This window comes from Pseudochrobactrum mosebachae (assembly GCF_048914685.1).
Lineage (GTDB): Bacteria > Pseudomonadota > Alphaproteobacteria > Rhizobiales > Rhizobiaceae > Pseudochrobactrum.
In genome coordinates this window covers 1,163,679-1,187,698 of record NZ_CP128408.1, presented here as the reverse complement: position 1 = coordinate 1,187,698, position 24,020 = coordinate 1,163,679, and the positions used below count along the sequence as shown (strand labels likewise).

Annotated in this window: 18 protein-coding genes and 1 pseudogene; 10 read left to right on the top strand and 9 right to left on the bottom strand. The window is 48.2% G+C overall.

All coding sequences use genetic code 11. The annotated features are described in order from the left end of the window. Window positions 1–107 precede the first annotated feature (107 nt). From MP213Fo_RS05505 to MP213Fo_RS05480, 6 genes are read left to right on the top strand one after another with little or no spacing between them, the layout of a single operon-like run. Window positions 108–1,079 (top strand): ABC transporter permease, encoded by a 972-nt coding sequence (locus MP213Fo_RS05505; protein ID WP_421090644.1) that lies wholly within the window; start codon window positions 108–110, stop codon window positions 1,077–1,079. 11 nt (window positions 1,080–1,090) lie between these two features. After that, window positions 1,091–2,026, top strand: a complete 936-nt coding sequence (locus tag MP213Fo_RS05500) for an ABC transporter permease (RefSeq protein WP_421090643.1) — start codon at window positions 1,091–1,093, stop codon at window positions 2,024–2,026. A gap of 5 nt (window positions 2,027–2,031) precedes the next feature. Then, entirely contained in the window at window positions 2,032–3,225 is a 1,194-nt protein-coding gene (locus MP213Fo_RS05495; protein WP_421090642.1) for an amidohydrolase family protein, read from the top strand. Then, complete coding sequence (locus MP213Fo_RS05490; protein ID WP_421090641.1) at window positions 3,222–4,754, top strand: amidohydrolase family protein; 1,533 nt, start codon at window positions 3,222–3,224, stop codon at window positions 4,752–4,754. The genes MP213Fo_RS05495 and MP213Fo_RS05490 overlap by 4 nt, the downstream gene beginning before the upstream one ends. 1 nt (window position 4,755) lies before the next feature. Further along, window positions 4,756–5,766, top strand: a complete 1,011-nt coding sequence (locus tag MP213Fo_RS05485) for an ABC transporter ATP-binding protein (RefSeq protein WP_421090640.1) — start codon at window positions 4,756–4,758, stop codon at window positions 5,764–5,766. Then, the gene (locus MP213Fo_RS05480) at window positions 5,766–6,749 is read left to right on the top strand and encodes an ABC transporter ATP-binding protein (protein WP_421090639.1); all 984 of its coding nucleotides are present in this window, start codon (window positions 5,766–5,768) and stop codon (window positions 6,747–6,749) included. Before MP213Fo_RS05485 ends, MP213Fo_RS05480 begins: the two co-directional genes overlap by 1 nt. A gap of 139 nt (window positions 6,750–6,888) precedes the next feature. On the opposite strand, the gene MP213Fo_RS05475 is transcribed toward MP213Fo_RS05480, so the two are convergent. From MP213Fo_RS05475 to MP213Fo_RS05435, 9 genes and pseudogenes are all read right to left on the bottom strand, one after another. Continuing rightward, window positions 6,889–7,587: an aspartate/glutamate racemase family protein gene (locus MP213Fo_RS05475; protein ID WP_421090638.1), complete on the bottom strand. Its 699-nt coding sequence runs from the start codon at window positions 7,585–7,587 to the stop codon at window positions 6,889–6,891. A 4-nt stretch (window positions 7,588–7,591) separates the two neighbouring features. Continuing rightward, window positions 7,592–8,227 (bottom strand): flavin reductase family protein, encoded by a 636-nt coding sequence (locus MP213Fo_RS05470; RefSeq protein ID WP_421090637.1) that lies wholly within the window; start codon window positions 8,225–8,227, stop codon window positions 7,592–7,594. 144 nt (window positions 8,228–8,371) lie between these two features. After that, the gene (locus MP213Fo_RS05465; protein WP_421090636.1) at window positions 8,372–9,265 is read right to left on the bottom strand and encodes a DMT family transporter; all 894 of its coding nucleotides are present in this window, start codon (window positions 9,263–9,265) and stop codon (window positions 8,372–8,374) included. Between the two features lie 291 nt (window positions 9,266–9,556). Continuing rightward, window positions 9,557–10,420: a transporter substrate-binding domain-containing protein gene (locus MP213Fo_RS05460; protein ID WP_421090635.1), complete on the bottom strand. Its 864-nt coding sequence runs from the start codon at window positions 10,418–10,420 to the stop codon at window positions 9,557–9,559. A 41-nt stretch (window positions 10,421–10,461) separates the two neighbouring features. Continuing rightward, window positions 10,462–11,256: an ABC transporter ATP-binding protein gene (locus tag MP213Fo_RS05455; protein WP_421090634.1), complete on the bottom strand. Its 795-nt coding sequence runs from the start codon at window positions 11,254–11,256 to the stop codon at window positions 10,462–10,464. After that, window positions 11,253–11,981, bottom strand: a complete 729-nt coding sequence (locus tag MP213Fo_RS05450) for an ABC transporter permease (protein ID WP_421090633.1) — start codon at window positions 11,979–11,981, stop codon at window positions 11,253–11,255. Before MP213Fo_RS05450 ends, MP213Fo_RS05455 begins: the two co-directional genes overlap by 4 nt. Beyond that, window positions 11,978–12,700, bottom strand: a complete 723-nt coding sequence (locus MP213Fo_RS05445) for an ABC transporter permease (protein ID WP_421090632.1) — start codon at window positions 12,698–12,700, stop codon at window positions 11,978–11,980. Before MP213Fo_RS05445 ends, MP213Fo_RS05450 begins: the two co-directional genes overlap by 4 nt. Window positions 12,701–13,171: 471 nt before the next feature. Further along, window positions 13,172–13,771, bottom strand: coding sequence for a DUF922 domain-containing Zn-dependent protease (locus MP213Fo_RS05440; protein ID WP_421090631.1), 600 nt, complete (start codon window positions 13,769–13,771; stop codon window positions 13,172–13,174). 76 nt (window positions 13,772–13,847) lie between these two features. Continuing rightward, window positions 13,848–14,867, bottom strand: a pseudogene (locus MP213Fo_RS05435) (AI-2E family transporter). A 310-nt stretch (window positions 14,868–15,177) separates the two neighbouring features. Between MP213Fo_RS05435 and MP213Fo_RS05430 the strand changes: the two are divergent. The 4 genes from MP213Fo_RS05430 to MP213Fo_RS05415 all read left to right on the top strand — a co-directional run bounded on the left by MP213Fo_RS05430 (window position 15,178) and on the right by MP213Fo_RS05415 (window position 24,012). Beyond that, window positions 15,178–16,131: a TAXI family TRAP transporter solute-binding subunit gene (locus MP213Fo_RS05430; RefSeq protein ID WP_421090630.1), complete on the top strand. Its 954-nt coding sequence runs from the start codon at window positions 15,178–15,180 to the stop codon at window positions 16,129–16,131. Window positions 16,132–16,286: 155 nt separating this feature from the next. Next, window positions 16,287–18,392, top strand: coding sequence for a TRAP transporter permease (locus MP213Fo_RS05425; protein ID WP_421090629.1), 2,106 nt, complete (start codon window positions 16,287–16,289; stop codon window positions 18,390–18,392). A gap of 11 nt (window positions 18,393–18,403) precedes the next feature. Further along, a complete protein-coding gene (locus MP213Fo_RS05420; RefSeq protein WP_421090628.1) occupies window positions 18,404–18,751 on the top strand; it encodes a DUF1850 domain-containing protein in 348 nt (115 codons plus the stop codon). 200 nt (window positions 18,752–18,951) lie between these two features. Next, window positions 18,952–24,012 carry a hypothetical protein gene (locus MP213Fo_RS05415; protein ID WP_421090627.1) on the top strand — a complete coding sequence of 1,687 codons (5,061 nt, stop codon included), beginning with the start codon at window positions 18,952–18,954 and terminating at the stop codon, window positions 24,010–24,012. The last annotated feature ends 8 nt before the right edge of the window (window positions 24,013–24,020 follow it).

Here is a 24,020-nt window from a genome sequence, read left to right as displayed (position 1 = left end):
TGCCGCAAGTCTTTCACAACACTGCGGCAAGGCAACTATCTCATTGCGACAAGGGAAGAGCAGCTGCGCGGGGAGATGCGTGGGTAGTTCTTGAGAGAGGCGACTGAATGCTTGTTTTTATAATCAAGCGACTGGCAAATGCGGCAATGGTCATGCTGGCTGTTGCGCTTTTGGCTTTCATGATTTTCCGCTTTGCGGGCGATCCTGTTGAATTGATGGCAAACGAACAAATGAGCCAGAATGACCGCGATGCACTTCGCGAGCGTCTGGGGCTCAATGCCGGTTTCATAACGCAATATTTGCGGTTTGTCGGTGATGCTGTGCAGGGAAATTTCGGTATTTCTTACCGTAATGGTCAAGAAGTACTGGGGCTGATTGCTGACAGTTTTCCGGCAACAATGGAACTGGTTATCGTTGCGACACTGCTCTCACTGCTTATTGGTATTCCTATGGGGGTTATCACTGCGATCCATCGCGGCAAATGGTATACGGAGCTGTTTCAGTTTACTTCGATTATCGGAGTGTCGCTGCCGAGCTTTGTGGTGGGTATTTTGCTGATCCTGCTATTTTCAGTCACACTTGGCTGGCTGCCTGCTTTCGGGCGCGGCGAGGTTGTGCAGCTTGGCTGGTGGTCAACAGGCTTTCTCACCCATTCAGGCCGGCTGGCGCTGATCCTGCCATCTATTGCATTGTCGCTCTATCAGATTACCCTGATCATGCGTTTGGTCCGCGCAGAAATGCTTGAAACCCTGCGCTCCGATTTTGTGAAATTTGCGCGCGCTCGCGGCATCCCGCGCTATCGTATTTATTTCCGCCATGCATTGCGTAACTGCCTGATGCCGGTTGTGACCATGACCGCGATGAATGTCGGCTCGCTGATCGCATTCGCGCTGATCACTGAAACGGTTTTTCAATGGCCGGGCATGGGCATGCTGTTTATTCAGGCTGTGACATTTATCGATATTCCGGTGATGGCCGCCTATCTCTGTATCGTTTCCTTTATTTTTGTAGCGCTCAACACGCTGGTTGATATCACTTATGCTGTGATTGATCCGCGTCTGCGCGCTGCGACACGTTAAGCGGGGCTCTCATGACAGATCATATTACCACCCCGATGACGCGCTGGCAGCGCATGCGCGATAGCGATTTATGGTGGTCATTCACCCATAACAAGCCTGCAATGGTCTGTGCTGTTCTGCTGGCCGTGATGATTATTACAGCCTTTGCCGCACCTTTGATTGCGCCGCAAAATCCGTTTGATCCGGCACAGCTTGATTTGTGGAACTCTGAATTACCGCCAATCTGGAATGCTGAAGGGCAGTGGCCGTATTTGCTGGGCACCGATACGCAAGGGCGTGATATCCTCTCGGCTATTCTCTACGGCTCGCGGGTTTCCATCCTGATCGGTGTGGTTTCAGTGGTGTTGTCGCTGATTATTGGCCTGAGCTTTGGCCTGATCGCCGGTTACATGCAGGGTATTGTCGATAATCTGCTGATGCGTATCGGCGATGTGCTGCTATCAATTCCGACCATCCTGATCGCTATTCTGGTCAGCGCTGTGGTGCGTCAGATGCTACCGCCGGATTTCCGCGATTATGCGGCTGCCGGTGTGCTGGTGCTGGCAATCACGCTGTCCGGCTGGGTGCAATATGCCCGTACTGTTCGTGCGCAAACCATTGTAGAACGCTCAAAAGAATATGTGCAGGCTGCACGACTTCTTAAAGTGCCTGCCCGCCGCATTATGATGTACCATATTCTGCCCAATACGCTGACGCCGATCCTTGTCGCCGCCACGCTTAATTTTGGTATGGCAATTCTGACCGAGGCAACCCTGTCATTTCTTGGTATTGGTATGCCGCCGAGCCAGCCGAGCCTTGGCACGCTGATCCGTCTTGGTAATCAGTTTTTGTTTTCCGGTCTGTGGTGGATCACTGTATTCCCTGTCTTGCAGCTCTGCCTGCTGGTTGTCGCGGTCAATGTGCTTGGTGACTGGCTGCGCGATGCTCTCAATCCAAAGCTGAGGTAAGTTTGATGTCTGATTTATTGCTGCGCAATGTGCGCCCGATGGCCGGTGCTGCCACAGATATTCTGATCCGTAATGGCCGTATTGCTGAATTTGGCACCGGTCTCAAGGCTGAGGGCGTTCATGTTGAGGATTGCCAGGGCCATATCGTTATTCCTGGTCTGATTGATGCCCATACTCATCTGGATAAAACCAATTGGGGGCTCGACTGGCATGTGAATGGCAAACAGGCATCTTTGCGTGAACGCATTGATTTCGAGCGCGAGAAACGTCTTGAGATCGGGCTTGATCCGCATGTGCAATCAATGCGCCATGCAATCGGGCTGATTGCCCATGGTACCAGCCATATTCGCAGCCATGTCGATATTGATACTACGCATGGTTTGAAAATTCTCGACGGTGTGTTTGAGACCCGCGAGAAGCTTAAAGGCCTGATCGATATTGAAATCGTGGCGTTTCCGCAATCCGGCCTGATGGTAATGCCCGGCACGCTGGAATTGCTGGATGAAGCACTGAGCCAAGGCTGCGAAGTGCTGGGCGGGATTGATCCTTGTGGTATCGATCGTGACCCGAAAGGCCAGCTGGACGCGTTGTTTGCGCTTGCAGTCAAACATGGCAAGCCGCTTGATATTCATCTGCATGAAATGGGTGAGCTTGGCGCTTTCACCATGGAACTGATTTTTGAGCGTATCCGCGCCACCGGCATGCAGGGCAAAGTGGCGATCAGCCATGCCTTTACGCTTGGTGCCAATGATTACTTGCGTGTTGCCGGATTGATTGCTGAGCTTGCTGAACTTGATGTGGCTATTCTCACCACCGGTGCGCCTTCTGTTCCTGTGCCATCCGTGATGCGGCTTAAAGATGCCGGTATCCGCATGGGAGCGGGTTGTGATGGTATCCGCGATACATGGGGCCCGTGGGGCCAACCGGATATGATCGACCGTGCTAAAATTATTGGTATGAAAAACGGCCTGCGCCGTGATGTGGATCTTGAACATGTGCTGCATATTTGCTCACAGGGCGGTGCAGATGTAATGCAATTGCAGGATTATGGCCTTGAAATTGGTTGCAAGGCCGATATGACCTTGCTCACCGGCCAGACACTGGCGCATGCGGTGGTTGATGTAGCACCACGCCCGCTGGTGATCAAAGGCGGGCTTGTGTCTGCCCGCAATGGTGTTGCTGTGGTGGAAATGCCATGAAGAATACAGCACAATTACAAGACCTGAAACTTGGTGCGCGTCCGGACGGGCGCACGCTGCTCACCGCACAATGGGTGCTGGGGCATAGTGATGGCCAACACCGCCTGTATAAAGGTGGTGAAGTGGTCATTGAAGACGGCACCGTATTGTTTGTCGGTCATAGTTTTTCCGGTGATATTGCCCGCCATATTGATCTCGGCAATGCACTGATCAGTCCGGGTCTGATTGATCTGGATGCATTATCCGACCTTGATACGACAATTCTCGGTATTGACCATCATCCGGGTTGGGCGAAGGGGCGTGTGTGGCCTAAATCCTATGTCGATAGCGGTCCATATGAGATGTATAGCCAAGCCGAACTGGCCTTTCAAAAGCGCTTTGCTTTTGGCCAGCTTTTGCAAAACGGTATTACGACCGCAGCACCAATCGCCTCGCTGTTTTATCGTGAATGGGGTGAAACAGTTGCCGAGTTTGATGCGGCAGCCGATGCAGCTGGCGATCTTGGTCTGCGGGTCTATCTGAGCCCTGCCTATCGCTCCGGCGGTATGATGCTGGAAAGCCCGGGCAAAATTGTACCGGTGTTTAATGAACAGCGCGGCATCCAAGGGCTGAATGATGCGGTGGATTATATCGCCCGTCAGAACGGTCGCCATAATGATCTGGTACGTGGCATGCTGGCGCCGGATCGGGTTGAAACCTGCACGGCAGAATTGCTGAAACGCACACAGGATGCAGCGCGTGAGATGGATTGTAAAATCCGCTTGCATATGGCGCAGGGGCAGATGGAAGTGGAAACCGTACGTGCCTTGCATGGCACCACTGCACCGGTCTGGATGAACAGCCATGGCCTGCTCAATGAGCGCATCATTGCCCCGCATGCCACCAATGCCACCGATGAAGATCTGACACTGTATGCGCAGAACAATGTCTCTATCATTCACTGTCCGCTGGTTTCAGCCCGTGGCGGCAGCACGCTGCAGTCGTTCTCCAGTGTGAAAAAGCGCGGTATCAACATTGCAATGGGCACCGACACCACACCGCCTGATATGTTGATGAACCTGCTGATCGGGCTGATCACCTGCCGCATCAATGATGGTACACCGGAAAGCATCCGCTGTGCTGATCTGTTTGATGCGGCAACGCTGGGTGGTGCGAAAGCACTGGGGCGCGATGATCTCGGTCGATTGCAGGCGGGCGCAAAAGCCGATATCGCGGTTTTTGCGCTGGATGACACAGTTATGGCGCCAAGCATTGATCCGATCACCACATTGGTGACCGGCGGTTCCGGCAAGGTCACCAAGGCGGTGTTTGTCGATGGCCGGTTGTCGATGCGCTATGGTGAGGTTGCGGGCATTGATATGCAGGCGGCACGTATACAGGCACAAGCGCAATATGATCGCCTGATCGCCAAATATCCTGAGCGCTCCTACAATAATCCGACTGTTGCCGAGATTTTTCCGCCGAGCTATCCGCTGGTTGAAAATACATCCGCTAAAGCCGGTCTTCAGGCATCGGGAGAGGAAATCTAAGATGGTAAAAACCTCTTCAAACCATCCGACCCTTGAGGTTAAAGGATTACAGGTGGATTTTCCCGGCAGACGCGGCACGCTAACTGCGCTGTCGGATGTCAGCCTGTCGATTATGCCGGGCGAAATTCTCGGTGTGGTGGGAGAGTCAGGCGCCGGTAAATCCATGACCGGCCTTGCTGTACAGGGCTTGATTGAACCGCCGGGGCATATTGCCGGCGGAGAGGTCTGGCTCAATGGCCGCCGCATCGACCAGCTCAGCGATAAAGACATGCAAAAAATTCGTGGCCGTGAAATCGGTGCGATTTTTCAGGATCCGCTCACATCACTCAATCCGCTGTTTACCATCGGTGCGCAGCTGGTTGAAACTATCCGCCAGCATTTGCCAATGAGCGCGTCGCAGGCACTCGAGCGGGCAATATCCCTGCTCAAAGAAGTTGGTATTCCCGCACCTGAAGATCGTATCAATCATTATCCGCATCAGTTTTCGGGTGGTATGCGCCAGCGTGTGGTTATTGCTCTGGCGCTTGCCGCAGGGCCCAAGCTGATCATTGCCGATGAGCCGACAACAGCGCTCGATGTTTCCATTCAGGCGCAGATCACCTCGCTGCTGCGCCGCTTGTGCAAAGAGCATGGCACAGCGGTGATGCTGGTCACCCATGATATGGGCGTGATTGCTGAAACCGCCGATCGTGTGGCGGTGATGTATGCCGGACGGCTGGTTGAAAACGGCCCGGTGGAAACGGTGCTGAAAAACCCGACCCATATGTATACGCGTGGGCTTATGAGCTCGATCCCGGCGCTTGGCAAACGTGTGGAGCGGCTCAACCAGATTGATGGTTCGATGCCACGTCTGGACGCTATTCCAAATGGTTGTGCCTTTAATCCGCGCTGCGTGAAAGCCTTTGACCGCTGCCGTGTTGAGCGCCCCGATCTGATGCCGGTGATGGATGGTAACACAACCAATGCCACGTCAAGTGTCAGTGCCTGCTGGCTCAATGCAGGAGCCGCATAATGAGTAAAAATGCTATGAAGCAAGCATCCGCAGCCCTTGAAGTTGAAAATCTGAGCATCTGTTTTGATGTCTCGGCGCCATGGCTCAACCGTGTGATTGAGCGCAAACCCCGCCAGATGCTGCACGCTGTAAATGACATCAGTTTCAGTGTGCCGCAGGGCGGGTGCCTGAGCCTTGTGGGTGAATCCGGTTGTGGTAAGTCGACAGTTGCCCGCCTTGTCACTGGTCTTTATCGTCCGACCACAGGTGATATCCGCTTTGCTCCGGCTCAAAATGGTACGCCGCTTTCAGCGCATATGATTTTTCAGGATCCCTATGCCAGTCTCAATCCGCGCTGGCGGGTGCACAATATTATTGCCGAGCCGTTACGCGAGTTGAAACTGCGGAAAACTGAAACTGCGATCACTGAGCGTGTGGAAGAGCTGCTGAAGATTGTCGGCCTTGCGCCCTCTGATGGTAAGAAGTTCCCGCATGAATTTTCCGGTGGCCAGCGTCAGCGTATTTCGATTGCCCGTGCACTGGCTGGTGAACCTGAGTTTCTGGTCTGCGACGAGCCGACTTCTGCACTGGATGTGTCGGTACAGGCGCAAATTCTCAACCTGATGCGTCAATTGCAGGATGAGCTTGGCCTGACTTACCTGTTTATCAGCCATGATATGAGCGTGGTGCGGCATATGTCGGATCGCATTGCAGTGATGTATCTGGGACGTATTGTTGAGGAGGCGGACACTGAAACCCTGTTTGCTGATCCTAAACATCCCTATACGCGGCTATTGCTGGAAACCATTCCTAATATTGCCGAGCCGCATCGCGATCGCGTTATCGGTGGCGGCGAGGTGCCAAGCCCTTTGAAACCACCTTCAGGCTGCACATTTCATCCGCGCTGCAGCTTTGCCGATAGCCGCTGCTCGCAAACCAAGCCGGAGATGAAAACCTATGCGGATGGCAGCCGGGTGGCATGCCACCGTGTTGGAGAAATTTGAGCTTAACACGTTTTCCAACTGCCCCCTAGTTGCCCCCGAGAGCTGCCAGAGCCGCTTTACAAGATGGTCTCTGGCAGTGTGATGCAAAAGGCGACAGAGATAACTCTGTCGCCTTTTTGTTTTTGCAAAAAACAGGATTTTATTTAACGCGCGGATAATTATACGCACCGGCTTTGGAGGTGCGATAGCCGCCACTTACCAGTGCTTCTGCAAGCTTGACTGCGGCGGATACACCGTCAATCACCGGCAGGCCGCAACGCTGCTCCAGCCTTTCGCATAGCTCGGACATACCGGCACAGCCCAGAATAATCGCTTCCGCCTGATCTTCTGTCTTGGCGCGTTCAATTTCTTGCACCAGCATATCTTCGGTGTGGCACGGGTTTTCTTCCAAGGCCAGCACAGGCATGTCTATGGAACGCACACGGCGGCAGCGATGCGCTGCGCCATAATCATGCACCAGATTTTCAATGATCGGTACCGAACGCGGCAGAGTGGTTACGATGGAAAAACGCGTGGCAATGGTCATGGCAACCTGAATAGCAGCCTGACATATGCCCAATACCGGCCCGCCTGCCACTTCACGAGCGGCGTTCAATCCCGGATCATCAAAGCAGGCAACAACATAAGCATCAAACCCCTGCAACTCGCCATCACGGATGATCTGTAGCATTGATGGTACGGCCATTGCTTCATCCGCATGGCCTTCAATACTGCGTGGCGTATCTGTCGGATTGGTCGCTTGAATGACCGTGGTTGCCAGCGCGGCATTGCGTGCGCTGCGGGCAGCCTGTTCGGTCATGGATTGGGTAGAGTTCGGATTAATCAAAAGAATGCGCAAGGGCTTAGCCTTTATTTGACAGACGATCCCGGAATGTATCGAGACCGGGGGATTTCAGAACAAACTGGTTATCGGAGGCGATGTAATTATCGGCATGCAGGCGCGCGATCGGTTGATAGGTCTCGGGATTGACGTAGCGCCCCTCAGCATCAAGGCAATCACGGCGCACATGCATATGCACCACTTCTCCAAGCACCAGAACACGGCGTTCATATTCGATCAGGCGCTCAACACGGCACTCCATAGAGCAGGGAGAATCCGGCAGCCAGCGGGTGCTGATTTGTGTGCCATCGGCAGATCTGAGCCCGGCCATTGCAACTTCATCAACATCCGGCTCAAAGCCGAGCCCGCAAACCAGCATGGCTTGTGAAAGCGCCATATCGACCATATTGACGGTAAATTCATTGGTACGGCGAATGTTGAGAACCGTATCTTTTTCACGCCCGTCAGCCCGTGATTGAATGCCGAGAATGACAATCGCCGGATCATGGGAAAAGACGTTAAAAAAGCTCATCGGTGCGGCATTGTCCTGCCCGTTCTCCGCCCGTGTGGTGACAAGCGCTATCGGTCGCGGGCCGACAAAATTTGTCAGCAGCCGGTAGCGGTCAAGCGGCTCCATGCGCGTGAAATCAAAATCCATTCACGTTCCCCCGTTTTTGTGTTTGGCAGGCACACTAATACGCTGAGTGACTGCCACAACTGATTGTGGACTGACATCACCCTAAGGAACTCATTAAAAATTGTCTACAAATATGTTGTCAATAATGCCAAGGCTTGTTTGCAATCACTTCATCAAGATCAGTGCCATGCCGCCCACCACCAATAATGCACCAAGCCATGCGCCATTGGCAGGGCGCTCACCGGTGCGTAACCATAGCAGTGGCAGAATGATTACCGGTGTGGTGGCCGAGATGGTTGAGACGATGCCGACTTTACCTCCGGAGAGCGCAAACAACAGCAATGTCATGCCGAGTGCCAGTGAAATCAAGCCGGTCAGCGCGGTGAGTAAGGCCACTTTAAGTGTAAACGGATTTTTAGGTTTGAAAGCTGGAACAGGCAGTCTTGCCAAAACGGTCAGGCAGCAGGCAGCAAGACCGACACGCACCATGGAAGCCACAAACGGGTCAATGCCGGTGGCCATTGCTGGGCGGGCAATGATGGAGCCCACAGCCTGCCCGAGCGCTGCTGCAAGCCCTAAGCCGACACCAATCCATAACGGGCCTTTGATTGTTTCCCAATCATGGATTTGTGCGCGGCGTTTGCCGAATAAAATTGCCAGCAATACACCCGCAATTGTGATGACAATACCGGCGCTGGCATTGACCGAGAGTGTTTCTCCCAGCAGAAACCAGCCCAGCACGGCTGCAATCGGCGCATTAAGCGCAAATAAAATACCGGCGCGCCGAGGCCCAAGCCGGTTTAGCGCAGTAAAAAGCAGCGTATCGCCAATGAATATGCCGATAAAACCCGATAATAGCAGCGGTGCGGTAGTATTAAAATCCAGTTCACGCCATGTGCCGGTGACCAGCACATAAATCAGCAGTAAACCGGTGACAAAAACCTGCCTGCCGCGGTTAAAAGCTATTGAGCCAAGGTGACCTGCAGGAACCGCAGAAATGACACCGGTCACAGCCCAGCAGGCTGCAGCTCCAAGAGCAGCAAGTTCATAAACAGGCATGTTGGGTATTCATCCGGATGCTAGAGCATTTCACTATCAAGTTGAATCAACTTGATAGATATGACAATACGAAATTCTAAAATCTAGAGCGAGCGCTGCGATCCAATCTGAACGTTACCCGCTCTAGCTTTTCAAAGGTAACTCTGAGTGCTTTACAGCGGTAATCTTGCGCCGTCTATTACAATTAAAGTGTAGCCTGTCAGAGTGAGTGTTCTGCTCATCCGTATAAACAATTATGGCCGCGAAGGTCACGGCCATAATGTAGAAAGCGCTTTTTAACGATTGTAAAACTTACGGCGTAACGTCGAAGCCGAACCACTTTTCAGACAGGGTTTTGATCGTGCCGTCTGTTTTCGCTGTTTCAATTGCTTCATTAAACAGCTTCTGCAATTCAGGCTCGTTTTTACGCAGGCCTACAGCCACACCACGACCGAGAATGCCACCTTTGAAAAATGGGCCGGTCATAACAATATCTTCATTGCCGGGCTTTTTAGCCGCGTCCGTCAGATAGGCGAGTGAAGCCACGATCAGGTCTACACGACCGGATTTGAGATCGAGATCATGCTGCTCTGTGGTTTTATATTCGCGGATATCAACAGCATCCTTGAAATATTTATCGAGCAGTGAAAGACCGAGTGTTGCAGTCTGCACACCAACGGTGCGACCTTTCAGCTCTGCAGAAACCTCGCCAACCATTTTGGTGGTCGCGTCTTCATCTTTGGCCAGATAAAGCGTTTCACCGGTATGTGGCAGCTTGGCAAGTGGGCTGTCTTTCAGTGTTGCGAAAGTCTGTGGTGTCAGGCCATAGGAGATCGAGAAATCAATGGCTTCTTCACGCTTTGGTGTCGCAGTCAAACCAGCCATGATCGCATCGAATTTACCAGCGTTCAGTGCTGGAATAATGCTATCAAAAGGCTGCGCAACGATAGTGCATTCAACCTTCATCTGCTCGCAAAGATGCTTGCTGAGCTCGATTTCATAACCGTCCAGCGTGCCGTCAGCCTTGGTGAAGTTGTAAGGACGGAATGCACCTTCAGTTGCGATGGTGATTTTTGTCCATTTCTTTTCTTCGGCCTGCGCTGTGGCAATTGCCGATACGCTTGAAAGTATCAGCGCAGAAGCGAAGAGGGATTTAATGAGTCCGCTGGTTTGCATGAAAGCACCCTGTTGAATGAAGAATAATCGGTGTAGTTCGCTTATACAGCGTTTTCGTGGCTGATAAATTTACGGAAACGCTCTGATTTGGAATTGCTGAAGACATGCTCAGGAGTACCGTCTTCTTCAACTTGTCCCTGATGCACAAAGACAACGCGGTTCGACACATCACGGGCAAAGCCCATTTCATGGGTTACCACCAGCATTGTGCGGCCTTCTTCTGCCAGACCGCGCATAACGCGCAGCACTTCACCCACCAGTTCCGGATCAAGCGCTGAGGTCGGCTCGTCAAACAGCATGACTTTGGGCTTCATAGCCAGCGCGCGTGCAATCGCAGCACGTTGCTGCTGACCACCGGAGAGATGGGCAGGGTAGAAATTGCGTTTATCAGCAATGCCGACTTTGGCCAGCAGGGCTTCGCCTTCCTCAATACATTCGGCACGCGGGCGGCCCTGAACATAAATCGGAGCTTCGATCACGTTTTCCAGAATGGTTTTATGGGACCAGAGGTTAAAACTCTGAAACACCATGCCAAGCTGGGAACGGATACGCGCTACCTGACGTTTGTCGGTCGGGTAGTTTTCACCCTTCGAGCTCTGCGCCATTTTAATGGTTTCACCCGATACCGTGACAGTTCCGGAGGTTGGAATTTCCAGCAGGTTGATGCAGCGCAGCAGTGTTGATTTACCTGACCCCGAAGAACCGAGGATTGAGATCACTTCACCTTCACGCGCTTGCAGGGAAATGCCTTTCAGCACTTCAACCTGACCAAAATTTTTGCGCAGATTTTCGACTTTAAGTGCCACCGGTACGGATGAGGATACAGTATTGCTCACGATGTTTTTCCTTTGGTGGCAACTTGGGTGCTAAGAGCAACAGGCTGACGCAGATAAGGTGTCAGACGGTATTCCGCAAGAAGCAGCAGGCGGGTCAGAATGAAGTTGATAGCCAGATAAATAGCACCGGCAATCACAAAAATCTCAATCGCACGATAGGTTTCAGCAATCAGCTTGGCAGCAATGCCCGTCACTTCCATCAAGGTGATGATCGAGGCCAGTGATGTGGCTTTAACCATAGAGATCATTTCATTGCCATAGCCCGGCAGCGCCTGACGAATGGCGAGCGGCATGACAATACGGCGAAAACTGGTAAAGCGCGACATGCCGCAGGCTTTTGCAGCTTCTACCTGTCCATGCGGCACTGATAGCAGGCCACCACGGATGATCTCGCCGGCATAGGCTGCAGTATTGAGTGTAAGGGCGATAACCGCACACCAATAAGGCTCCCGCAATATCGGCCACAGAATGGAGTAACGCACGGCAGGAAATTGGCTGAGACCGTAATAGAGAATAAAGATCTGAACCAGCAGCGGTGTGCCGCGAAACACAAACACGTAAATACGCGCAATCCAGTCGAGCACGCGAATACCCGACAAGCGCATCAGTGCCAGTACAAGCGCCAGCATAGCGCCGAGCAGAATGGCGGATGACGCAAGTTTAAGTGTTAGTGGAATCCCTGCCGCCATAGCGACGAAGGATTCCCAATAGAAATCGAAATTCATTGTGCTCTCCTGACGCCACGCGAGAAGTGACGCTCAGCTGATTGCAATATGCCGCCTGATACTGATGAGATCAGCAAGTATAATGCACCGGCAATCAGGAAGAAGTTGAAAGGCAGGCCGGTTGATCCGGCACCAATCTGTGCCTGCCGCAGCAGCTCCACTACACCGGTTACCGATACCAGAGCAGATTCCTTGAGCGAGACCTGCCACACATTACCCAGACCCGGTAAGGCGTGCCGCAGAGCAAGCGGGGCAATGATCCGGCGGAATTTGAGAGTGCGGCTCATGCCGCAGGCCGTGGCTGCTTCCAGCTCGCCCTTGGCAACCGCTTTGAAAGCGCCGCGAAACACTTCAGTGTGATGTGCGCCGCATGAAATGGCAATTGCCAGCATGCCGGCCAGAAAACCCGGAAAGCCGAGAAAACCTTCAGAACCGAAAAACTTGCCGATCGCGGTAATTGCTGCACTGCCACCAAAGTAAAACAGATAAATAATCAACAGGTCGGGAATGCCGCGGATAATGGTGGTGTAACCATCGGCTATGCCGCGCGTTATGCGCCCGCCGGAGATTTTTGCCCATGCGCCGAAAACACCGATCGCTGCACCAAGCAGAAAACCGGTCACAGCAAGGGCAACACTCATCAATGCGCCGGTGAGTAGAACTTGTCCCCAGCCATCCGGGCCGAAGCTGAGAATCTCGAAAAAGCTAAGCTGCTTCATAATGATTTTGGCCGGTTATAATTAAAACAATGCGGTTCATTTGGTTATCCTGAGGCTTGCCCATGATGGTGTCGGGCTTGCAAAGCAGCACGTAAAGCCGGTCAGGTACGGAACCCTCACGGTTGCTAGGTGTATTTATATATGCTGATAAAATTCTGCGGCGCTTCATTCAAGAGGCGTTTTGCAACTTATGTGGTCAATTCAGCACAGTTTACACGCAAAGTGAGCTGTAGCCGGTTCCTAAGTCATCATAACGGAGCGCATTTATGTGCAGAAAACCTCCCAATTCTGCAAATTGGGAAAATATCGTCACGAAATGGCAGAGTATAGGCACATTAATGATCAAAAACTTGGCTTAATTTATCATATTGGGCGGAATATTTTTCAAAATGATCAAGAATTTGTATGTGTGGTGACATGAAATGGAAAAACACGGTTATCTGATCGGATGAGATCAGAGGGCGGGCAGGTTCATTGGCTATTTACCAGTGCCAAAATCAACTGATGGATATTACCACCTTGTGCCATATCTGACCGGTCGAAATCACGGCCTCTTTGTCTTTGTTCCTGAAACAGCTCAGAGAGTATTGTGTTGAGCTCGGTTTTAAAACGCGTACATTTCGGATCCGCTTTGACTGACAGGCCAACAGTTGCAGCTTCGATTTTGCGCACCATATCCTTGATGAAATCGCCGTGAATATGCTCATGTTTTTCAATGCCTGCGAAGAAGGTTTCCCAACTTGCAGCTGTATCCGCAGGAAGCTTCTGTGCAGGTTTTGGCAAGGTATAGGTAATGGTCAGTTTTGGTTTGGCTGCAACCAATGTGCAGTTACCATCATTGGTTTTGTATTTTCTCGACCAGGTCAGCGTGTAATTGGTATGTGCGATGGTGCGGATATTTTTACCGATTTTAGGACCTTTTTGACCAATCGATGCATAGAGTTCACGTCCTGTTTGGCCCGATATAGCATAGGTCTCTACTTTTTCGATTGCTTGCCAATCTGCCAGAGCTTGGCTGCTCCATAAACCGCAGAAAAGGATCAGGGTGTAATTTGTGATGCTTCGTTTCATTGCATTCTTCCGTTGCGGCTGGTCCTGAGCAAAGCCCGAAAACCTCCAAAGCTAGCGTGATATTTATTTTACATATTTAATGAGCAGGTAGTTTTTCATGATGAGCTTTACCAGACATCAGCGTTGCCAGCCATTTCGCGGATTCTGACTGCCCGCAATAGACAATAAAGACAATCAGAATTGGTACGCCGATAAAAGCTCCGGACAAGCCCCACATGAAACTTCAGAAAAACACTGAAAACACCACCGCAAACGGTGAAATAGCCAGTGAGGCACCGGTTAATCTTGGCTCGAGATAGCTGCCGATGATGAACTGGATAAAATTAAGCGACGTGAAAACCAGTGCCGCCATTTGCCAGCTTTCAAACTGCGCGATTGCAAACATGGTTGGAAAGGCGGTGGCAATGAAGGGGCCTAAAAACGGAATATAATTAAGCGCAAAAGCAATCGCACCCCATGCGGCGGCCAGTTCAAGGCCGGCAACCAGTGCAAAAATCCAGACTACCAAACCTGTCAGCAGGCTGGCAAATGTGCGCACAACCATAAAGCGACGTAATTTGACGCCGATTTCGCGATTGGCTGTCAAAATACGTGCGCCATAGGGCTGGGCAAAGGGTAGGCGTAGCCTGCGGTTAAAATCTTGCACCTCAAGCAGCCCCAGCATCACAAATATGAAGACCAGCATGGCAAATCCGGCAAAACTATTCAGTCTTCCGGCAATGTTTTGCGTAAATCCTACCAGCCAGTTCACATCAAAGCGGTCTGTCAGCGGTCCCGCAATAGCAATGCCGCGCTCTTCAAGCCAGTTGACCCAATCCAGATAAATGGTCTGAAAACGCCCTGCATTAACAAAAAGCCACTGGCCGAGCTTGCCAAATCCCCATGCAACGGAAGAGCCGATACCCAGAATAACGACAATGGTTGCACTCAGTGTAATGAGCAGTGCCAGTAATTGCGGCATATGGCGCTGCAGCAGGGCTTGTACCGGCCAGACCAGAGCAATAATGAACAGCGAGAAAAACAAAGGCACGATAATTGTTTGTGCATAATGGAAGAGGCCAAGCACAAGAATTCCGGCAATTAAAGCGCCAGCCATCCGGTTTTCTGTTCGTCCCATATCCGCCATTCCCTTTACAGATTTGACGCCTTGGTGGCGCATATGTTTTTAATCGCAGTCTCGTTGTTTTCAAGGCAGAGATTGTTATAATACAGAATATTTAAGCCTAATACTTTAGTAGGGCTATGTCGTTTTTTGCACATCTACCGCTTGCAGGATGTTAACGGATGATTTGTTCTAAACGCTATAAGTTTATCGGACTACATTTATAAATAGCCGGTTTCAGGCATGACCAATATTCTAATATGCTTGTGGGAGAGCCGGTTTATATCGAAACTTGGAGGGTTTTATGGGGTTTTTTAACAAGAAAACTGTGTTGTCGGCTGTGGCTGCTGTCACCATGACACTGACAGTGGCTGAAGCGAAAGCACAGGAATTTATCAATATTCTGACCGGCGGCACCAGTGGTGTTTACTACCCGATGGGTGTGGCGCTGGAGAAGATTTATTCAGGCATTCCAAATGCACGCCCGTCTGTGCAGGCTACTAAAGCCTCGATTGAAAACATCAATCTGATCAATAGCGGTCGTGGTGAAATTGCTTTTACTCTTGGTGATTCACTTCGTGATGCATGGGAAGGCAATGAAGAAGCAGGCTTTAAAAAGAAGCTGGAAAACCTCAGCACACTGGCGGCAATTTACCCGAACTATGTACAGATTGTTGCTTCTAAAGAATCCGGCATCAAAACGCTGGCTGATCTGAAAGGCAAACGTCTTTCGGTTGGTGCACCTAAGTCCGGTACCGAGCTGAATGCTAAAACCATTCTTGCTGCCGCTGGTCTGTCTTACAGCGATCTCGGCAAAGTAGAATATCTGCCATTCGCGGAATCAGTTGAGTTGATGAAAAATCGCCAGCTGGATGCGACTTTACAATCGTCCGGTTTAGGGGTTGCTTCATTGCGCGATCTTGCCAATGCGGTTGAGATTACAGTGGTGGAAGTACCAGCAGATATTATTGAAAAAATCGGCGCACCTTATCAGGTCAATATTATTCCGGCCGATACCTATACTGGTCAGGATAAAGATGTAACCACAGCCTCGGTGATCAATTATCTGATCGTTCGTCCGGATATGGATGAGGAACTGGTTTACCAGATGACCAAGGGCTTGTTTGAAAATCTTGATCAGCTTGCGGCTGCACATTCCGCAGCCAAAATGATCAAGCTTGACAAAGACACGCTGGTATCGCCAACGCCGATCCATCCGGGTGCGCTGCGTTATTATAAAGAAAAAGGCATCGAGTAAGCACTGTAACCGCCATTGCCTCTCTCATCCCTCTGCAGAGCTGCATGCCTTGCAGAGGGGCACCTGCACAAGCCAGTAAGGTTTGAGTTTGCAAGGTGTTAAGAGCGCAGCGGTTTCTGCCTCGTTTATTCTGCCATTTATTTCGGTCAAAATTTATGTCCTCTTCAGAACTCAATGCGGTTGATTCAGCCGAACATATTCCGGGCTGGGGTTTCAGCAGCGGCGCGCGTCTGCTGTTTGCGATTGCTGTTACTTTCTCGGCTTTTCAATTATGGACAGCGGCCTATTCGCCGTTGCCAAGCCAGGTTGTGCGCTCCCTGCATGTCGGCTTTCTGCTGCTGTTGCTGTTTGGTCTTTATGCCAATGCTGCGCCGCGTGCATCGACCACCCGAACTTTAATGTGGTCTATGGCAGTGCTGGCTTTTGTTGTCAGCCTCTACCACTGGTATTTTTACAATGATCTGATCTTGCGCGCCGGTGAGCCGACACTGCCGGATATTATTGTCGGCATTATTGCGGTTGGTTTGGTGTTTTGGGCAGGGCAGCGCATGATGGGCTGGACATTGCCGCTGATCTGCGTGATTTTTCTGTTTTACGGGTTGTTCGGGCAATATCTGCCATCGCCGCTGAACCATCGCGGTTATGATTTTGAACAGGTTGTCGAAGTGCTGTTTCTGGGAACAGAAGGCATTTACGGCACGCCGATTTATGTGTCTTCCAGCTATATTTTTCTGTTCATCCTGTTCGGTGCGTTTCTTGAGCGCGCGGGTATGATTCAGCTGTTCAATGATGTGGCAATGGGCGCAGTGGGATCATCGCGCGGCGGACCTGCCAAAGTGTCGGTTATCTCGTCCGCATTGATGGGCACCATTAACGGTTCGGGGGTGGCCAATGTGGTTACCACCGGTGCGTTCACTATTCCGCTGATGAAACGTTCAGGGTTTAAACCGGCCTTCGCAGGCGGTGTTGAGGCCGTTGCCTCAATGGGCGGGCAGATTATGCCGCCGGTCATGGGCGCAGTGGCGTTCATCATGGCTGAAACGCTTGGTCTGCCTTATCTCGAAATTGTTAAAGCAGCGATTGTTCCTGCTATTTTGTATTTCATCACCGTATTTGTAATGGTGCATCTTGAAGCCGGTCGCCTCGGTCTCAAAGGTCTGCCAAAGGCTGAATTACCAAGTGCATTGGGCGCATTGCGCAAGCATTGGTATCTGATCCTGCCGCTGGTGGCGCTGGTTTGGTTGCTATTCTCAGGCTATACACCGCTTTTCGCTGGTACTGTCGGCATGGGTTTAACCGCACTGATCATTCTTGGTGTACCGGTTTCATCGCGCATGCCAATGGCAGTCAGAGTATTGTTCTGGGTGGCGCTCGGCCTGATGTCGGCAGCAGCCTTCAGCACCAGCTTTAACATTTTCGGTTTCGAAATCCGTGGCATCACATTGATTCTGCTGCTGCTAACTGCACTCGTGCTTATCAATTTCACGGTTCGCGGTGGTCGTGCAACATTGCGCCTGTGTTTAGAAAGCCTTGCGGAGGGCGCCAAAAATGCTCTGCCGGTGGGTGTTGCCTGCGCGCTGGTGGGTGTGATTATCGGTGTTCTGGCACTCACTGGTGCAGGATCAAGCTTTGCACGTGTGATTGTGAGTGTGGGTGAAAACTCGCTATTCCTTTCGCTCATCCTGACTATGATTACCTGCCTTATTCTCGGCATGGGTATTCCGACAATTCCTAATTATATTATTACGTCATCTATTGCCGGACCGGCTCTACTGCAGCTTGAAGTGCCGCTGCTGGTCTCGCATATGTTCGTATTTTATTTCGGGATTATGGCTGATCTGACGCCACCGGTGGCTCTGGCCGCTTTTGCGGCGGCGCCAATTGCCAAGGAATCGGGGATGAAAATCGGCATGCAGGCGGTGCGGATTGCTGTGGCGGGGTTTGCTGTACCGTTTATGGCTGTATATGCACCGGTTATCATGTTGCAGGAAGGCGGAGCACTGGCTGAGAGCATGGGCTTCTGGCCGGCATTTGCCTATATGATCGGTAAAGCATTGCTCAGTATTATTATGTGGGGCGGCGCTGCCATCGGCTTCCTGCGCGGGCATCTGAAAATCTGGGAACGTGTCTGGGCTTTCCTTGCGGCTGCGATGATGCTTTCAACCTATCCGCTTAGCGATGAAATTGGCTTTACAGCCTGCATCGCGTTTATTGTCTGGCATTGGTGGAGAACCAGAGAGCCAGCGATGAAAGCGGCCTGATGGCGCTATGCGTGCTATCCGCAGCCGGCTTGCTGCGGATAGCCACCACATCTTTTATGCTGTCATGGACACATAGTGTTGAAAAAACACCATGGCAGGAAGACTGGCACATTGGTGCTGAGGGATTTGTGCTCAAAGAGGCACGTATTCAGGGCTCAGGGGCTGGTATGGAGCCGCCTGAGGATGCGGTGCTGCGCGATGGCTGGTATCATTATGTACCGAAAATTCCACCACGCCGTGAGATCACGCTTGCAGCCTCCGGTGAAACAGTGAGTGGCTGGACATTATGCGCGCAAGATCGATGCTACGAGCTTGGCATGCTCACTGAGCAACCGATCAAACTGCTGCAATGCCCATAATATGTCACTTATACACATCTAAAAAAAAATTTTTATTTTATCCAGTATAATTTAGTTCTGACCTTACTCCACCTCTCCTCTCCCCCGTAACGTTTATGTCCACTTTCTCCTTTCATCCGCGCTAATAAAACATACTAAGTGATTTTATATTGTAAGTTTTATATATTATTTGTGTTTAATTTATTTTAGTGGATTCAATCATGGTTGAGAATATTTCAGAAATTGATACTAATGACCAATTTATTGACACACATCAAGAACTTTCCTTTGATGAAAGTATTTATGAGACAGCTAATAAGTATCCGGAAAAATTGACGGCGCAACTAGCAAATTTTCATGATGTTTTCTCAGAGGGTACGCGGCTTCTTATAGATGGCTTCTTAAATGCTGATGATCGAAAAGTAGAAAATTTAAAAGAAGTCGTTTATGCAATGTTTAAAGACAACTATATGTTGAATTTTGAAGGCGACATTGAATCATTTATTGTTAAAAGAAAGGAAGTTGAAGAGCTTGCCGTTACATTAGCTGAATCATCTAATTATAATATGCAATTTAGTAAATTTACAAGATTAACAATTGATTATGCTTATAAAATGTTTGAAGGTAATAAGCATAATTCGCCTTTAATGAATATTGTTGAAGATTCTTTAAATGTTGAATATTCGAATTTATTAAATTTTGCAAAGTCGCATTTACAAGAAAATGAATTAAATCCGGATAATTTTTATTTAAGAGCAGGGCGAGTTGGAGAAGTTGTCTCAGGTAGAATACTTCATTCTGATGAGAATTATGTATCAATCGTTAAAGCTATGTTTTCTCAAGACGATCACATTACAGTAGTCAGTAGATCTGAGTTGCCCGATAAGCTCCCTCCACAACAAGAGTTAATTTCTTTTGTGGTGAATGGTATTGATTCTAATAAACTGAATACAGAGTTGCAATTACATGATAAGTCTATCTCTCCTTATAGTCGGGGAATTGCTTTAGCTATTGCTGAAGAAAGATTGGCGTGTGAAATTGAATTAGCTTCTGAATTAGCCTCTGAGGAGCGTTTGCCGGCTAAAATGACTGCTGAAGGTATTAAGGAGCTGCACCGTCGGCTTTATCAGGATTCATATGAATGGGCAGGAATAATAGATGGTAAAGATCAGTCTCGTGCTGAAGCTAATTTAAACGAAATGTTGCTCCCATTGCGGGTCTTGATTGGTGGGGGGCAACTTAATGATTTGGATAATAAAAATGAATTGTTTGTTGATGTTGCTTCGAAATTTTTAAAATCAATGGTTATTGCCTCGCCCTTTAAGGAGTATACCAGTCTGTCTACAGGGCTGGTTCTCTTAAGAGAGTTTGGTCATGCGGTAGGCATTTCCGTGAATTTAAGCACTATGTCTGAAGGGTATAAAGAATATTGTGAGGCTCAGTGTTTCGCACCCGGGCAAGGATTGGATACTCTTTACCGCTCTTTGATTACAGATTTGATTGATAATAATCGCCAGCAAAATTTGGATATTGCTAGTAAAAATATTGCATTTAATGGGCTTGATCCGAATGATTACTTCATCCGTAATGCATTAAATAATGAAAAAGTTGAAGGTAGTCTTTTTATTAAAGATAAAGATATTTCCTTAATTCAAGTTGGGTCTGACTTTAAATCACATCTTGTCATTATAGATACAAAATCAGTGACGACAGCGCAGAAAGAAAATAGGGTCTTGATTGAAGGTAATAAATTAAAAGGTATTACTTTTGATTCAAATAAGAGTGGTATAAGTAAACTTAAGGATAGTTTTTTAAATACTATAAGTAATCACTCTGGAAGACTGAATGATAATGAATTTACTAGTGGAGAACATACAAGAATCAGGGTAGGCGAAGAAAAAATATTTACTGATGAGTTAAATAAAAAGCGAGCTGAGATAGCTTCTTCTAAAAACAATCGTATTGGCGAGGTTGTTATTGTGGCTGCTCCCACGCGGGTCTATCCTGCTCTGGGGCAGATATCGATTGGCAGCGAAGATGTGGGTGGCGCTGGTGCTTTGGGTAGTGACGAGCAAGAGCATTCGCAATTCAGTGTTAATACAAATGTGACCCATGATGATAAATCTAATTATGAGCTTGATTATCCATTGTTAGGTGTTGCTTCCAGTAGCGTTCCTGATCATCGTGGAGTTCTGGCAGCGAATGCGGTTATACCAGAGATTGTTAAATTGGAACGGTCTAGGGATGAGCTTGTATATGTGCCGTTAAATAACGATAATACTGACGACGCTGATAGTGTGCCTGTTCAAGATGAGCTGGCTTCTAATACACTGGTTACTGCCAACCAAGCTGCTGGGGCTGGTCCGAGTGTCGTCATTAATGATACTATGACTGATGAACATGAAGCTTTAGCTGCTGTTAAAGAGGCCGAAGTTGTAAGTGACCGCAATGGCGCGGTTATAGCTGAATACTTGGGAGATTTAGCAGGTGAAGGACGCAGCAGCCAGCCAGATGTTATTAGAACGTGGTTCATGGAAGGGCTTACATCACGTGACAAACCTTCTTTAATCGATAATGAAGAGACCGAAAGAGCTTCAGTTCCTTCGCAGTATATTTTTGATGAATCATATTTATTGAGTATTTATAATGATCTATTTGAGGGGTACAATAACTTATATTTAAATGATGCTGATAAAAATACAGAGATATTGTTAAAGCTGCATAATATTTTAGAGCCTTTACGCGAATGTGACGGCTTAGTGCCTAGTATTGATAAGTTCTGTGAAGTGTCATCTCAAATTATGACGCGTATGCATTTCTACGCCCCTTTTGATAATACTGATGATAATAATAAAGTAGTCGAAGCTTTCATTACTAAGCTTGGCGCGGTTCACGAACTGAATGTTGACTTTAGCCGTATACAAAAAGAGCGTACAGATTACGCGTCTAATTGCGCACGTACTTCTGTGTTTAATTCATCTTATAGGCAAATCGTTTGGGATGCTTGTAGCCCTGAGCGGCTTAAAGCTTTAGATATGGCAAAAGAGGCAATAATTAACAGTAATATAAATGTTACACCCATCATTAGGACTGCTTATCCTTATGAAAAAATTACTGGAGATATTGTTCGATATGACGATAGTATTGTATGTATACGACCTTCAAATGGCTCTATAGGCAATAACTCTGACCATATTATTGTAGTAGATCGAAGAAATTTGCCTGAAGGTCAGCTGAACTTAAATGAAAAGGTGTTTTTCACAGCGAATTTAGATTTTTCATACTTGAAAGATAGCGAAAGTGAAGTTCAATCTTCACGTCCTTTCTCAAGAAAGCAAAATGTACCCAATCAAGATTACGCATTTAGCGATAACAATGGAAAAGAAGTATTGTTTAGCAAGCGTAATTATACGAACGCTAAGGAATTTCAAGAAAATATATCATATTATACTGATAACAGCATGAAGTTTAATGCGGCAGCATTATCATCTAATGATTTTAAGTTTAGTGCGCCTTACCTAAAGTTTCTTCATCATTCTCTTTATAGCGACATTTTTGACTGGGCTGGACACATACGAACTGAAGAGGTTATTTCAAGGGGTGGCTCACTGAAAGTGGATATGAGTTTAGATAGCGGCAGCCTAGCTCATGATTTAGACGTTGCTCTCGCACCCCTTAGTGATCCAGATAAATTAAGAAACCTTAGCACTCTTGAGCTTGCAAAGGTTATGAGTAAATCTATAGAGAATGTAGATTATATAAAGCCTTTCCACCATGGTAATTTAGAAGCAATGCAATTGTTTTGTACTAAGGTGGCTGCTGCTTGTGGAAAAGATTTGAATCTTAAATACATCACCCCAAGTGCACTAAAATATGCTCTTCAGGTATCTCTGTTGGATTGTGATAGTTCAGTTTTGCAAGATTTAATACATTCTGCAATGGATGAACAAAGCAAAGAAAGAATGGATCTCTCCAAGAATGCTTTGCAGGACGCTGGAGTGAATTATAGCTCAGATACTGTAATATTAACGCCACGCGTGGGTAGTGAGGTTACAGGAAAGCTCATCCGGACTTACGATCATTTTGCATTTATAGAAAATATAGAATCCGGAATTACTAAAATTTCTGTTGTTGATCTTACTGATTTTATGAAGACTGGGTGTTCATCAGATGAATACCTTAGATTTACAGTAAGTAATGACATAAATCGTGATTATATTTCTTATTATACTGATGACATTGATAATCACAGTGTCCAAAATGGCCAGTTTGTCAGCAATGGAGCGAATGTTCTTCGTAATAAATTCAATTATAAAGAACAGTCGTTATTATCGGAATCGATTAGTAGAAACACTATAGTTCCGGCTGAAATTCTAAGTGAAATTTCAAACAAGCACGATTTATCAGATGTTAATCTTTTAAAAGAGATTCACTCTGTTATGTATGGTGATATATATGCTTGGGCTGGGCATACAAGAAATGAGACTGTTGATATAGACGGGGTTCGTCTCAGTACAATGCATAATAAGATGGTGTTTAATAATAATGATAATCTACATAATAGATTAAGTACTCATAGCGAAAATATTATGAATGAACTTGATAAGGCGCTGGAGCCTTTGAAAGATATTAATTCATTAAAAAAATTAGATAATAATCAGTTTGCAGCTCGACTTGGCTCGGTGCTCGCTAAATGCAATAGGATACAGCCTTTCGCGGATGGAAATATGCAGGCTCTTATGGAGTTTGCTATGGTTGTAGGCGAGAAATGCAATCGCCCCTTTGATTTTGACTGTTCTGCAAGCGAGCTTTCAGATGGGCTAAGGCGAGCGCAATTTATTGAAGAGTATAAAAATGAAGAAAGTTTTGTTGTAGGGCAGCCAACAATCTTGGAAAAAGAAGTTGCAGCCGAATCTATTCTGGATGGCATATGGAGGCTTTCCGGCCCGTCTGTGGTATCTGGTCGAGCGAATAGCCGCGCTTTGCATGATAATGCTGCTAGATTGCCTGAGGCTAAAGTATCTGAGCCGGTCCTTGCGCATTCTCAACAGCCACAAGCTAATTTCATACCATCTTTTGTTGCCAATCAAAATTTCCAAAACCCCATTAACCCATGCTCTGGATCAAGGCCTGATATTAACGATGATTTTAACAAGGCGACCTCATTTTTAAAAAATAATGCGAGTGATTATGATAATAATATCGACTTTTCAAAGTCTATATCTATGAATAAACAACTCAGTTTCGACAATAATATTAAAATATGTACTTATGTACGTTAATAAAATTT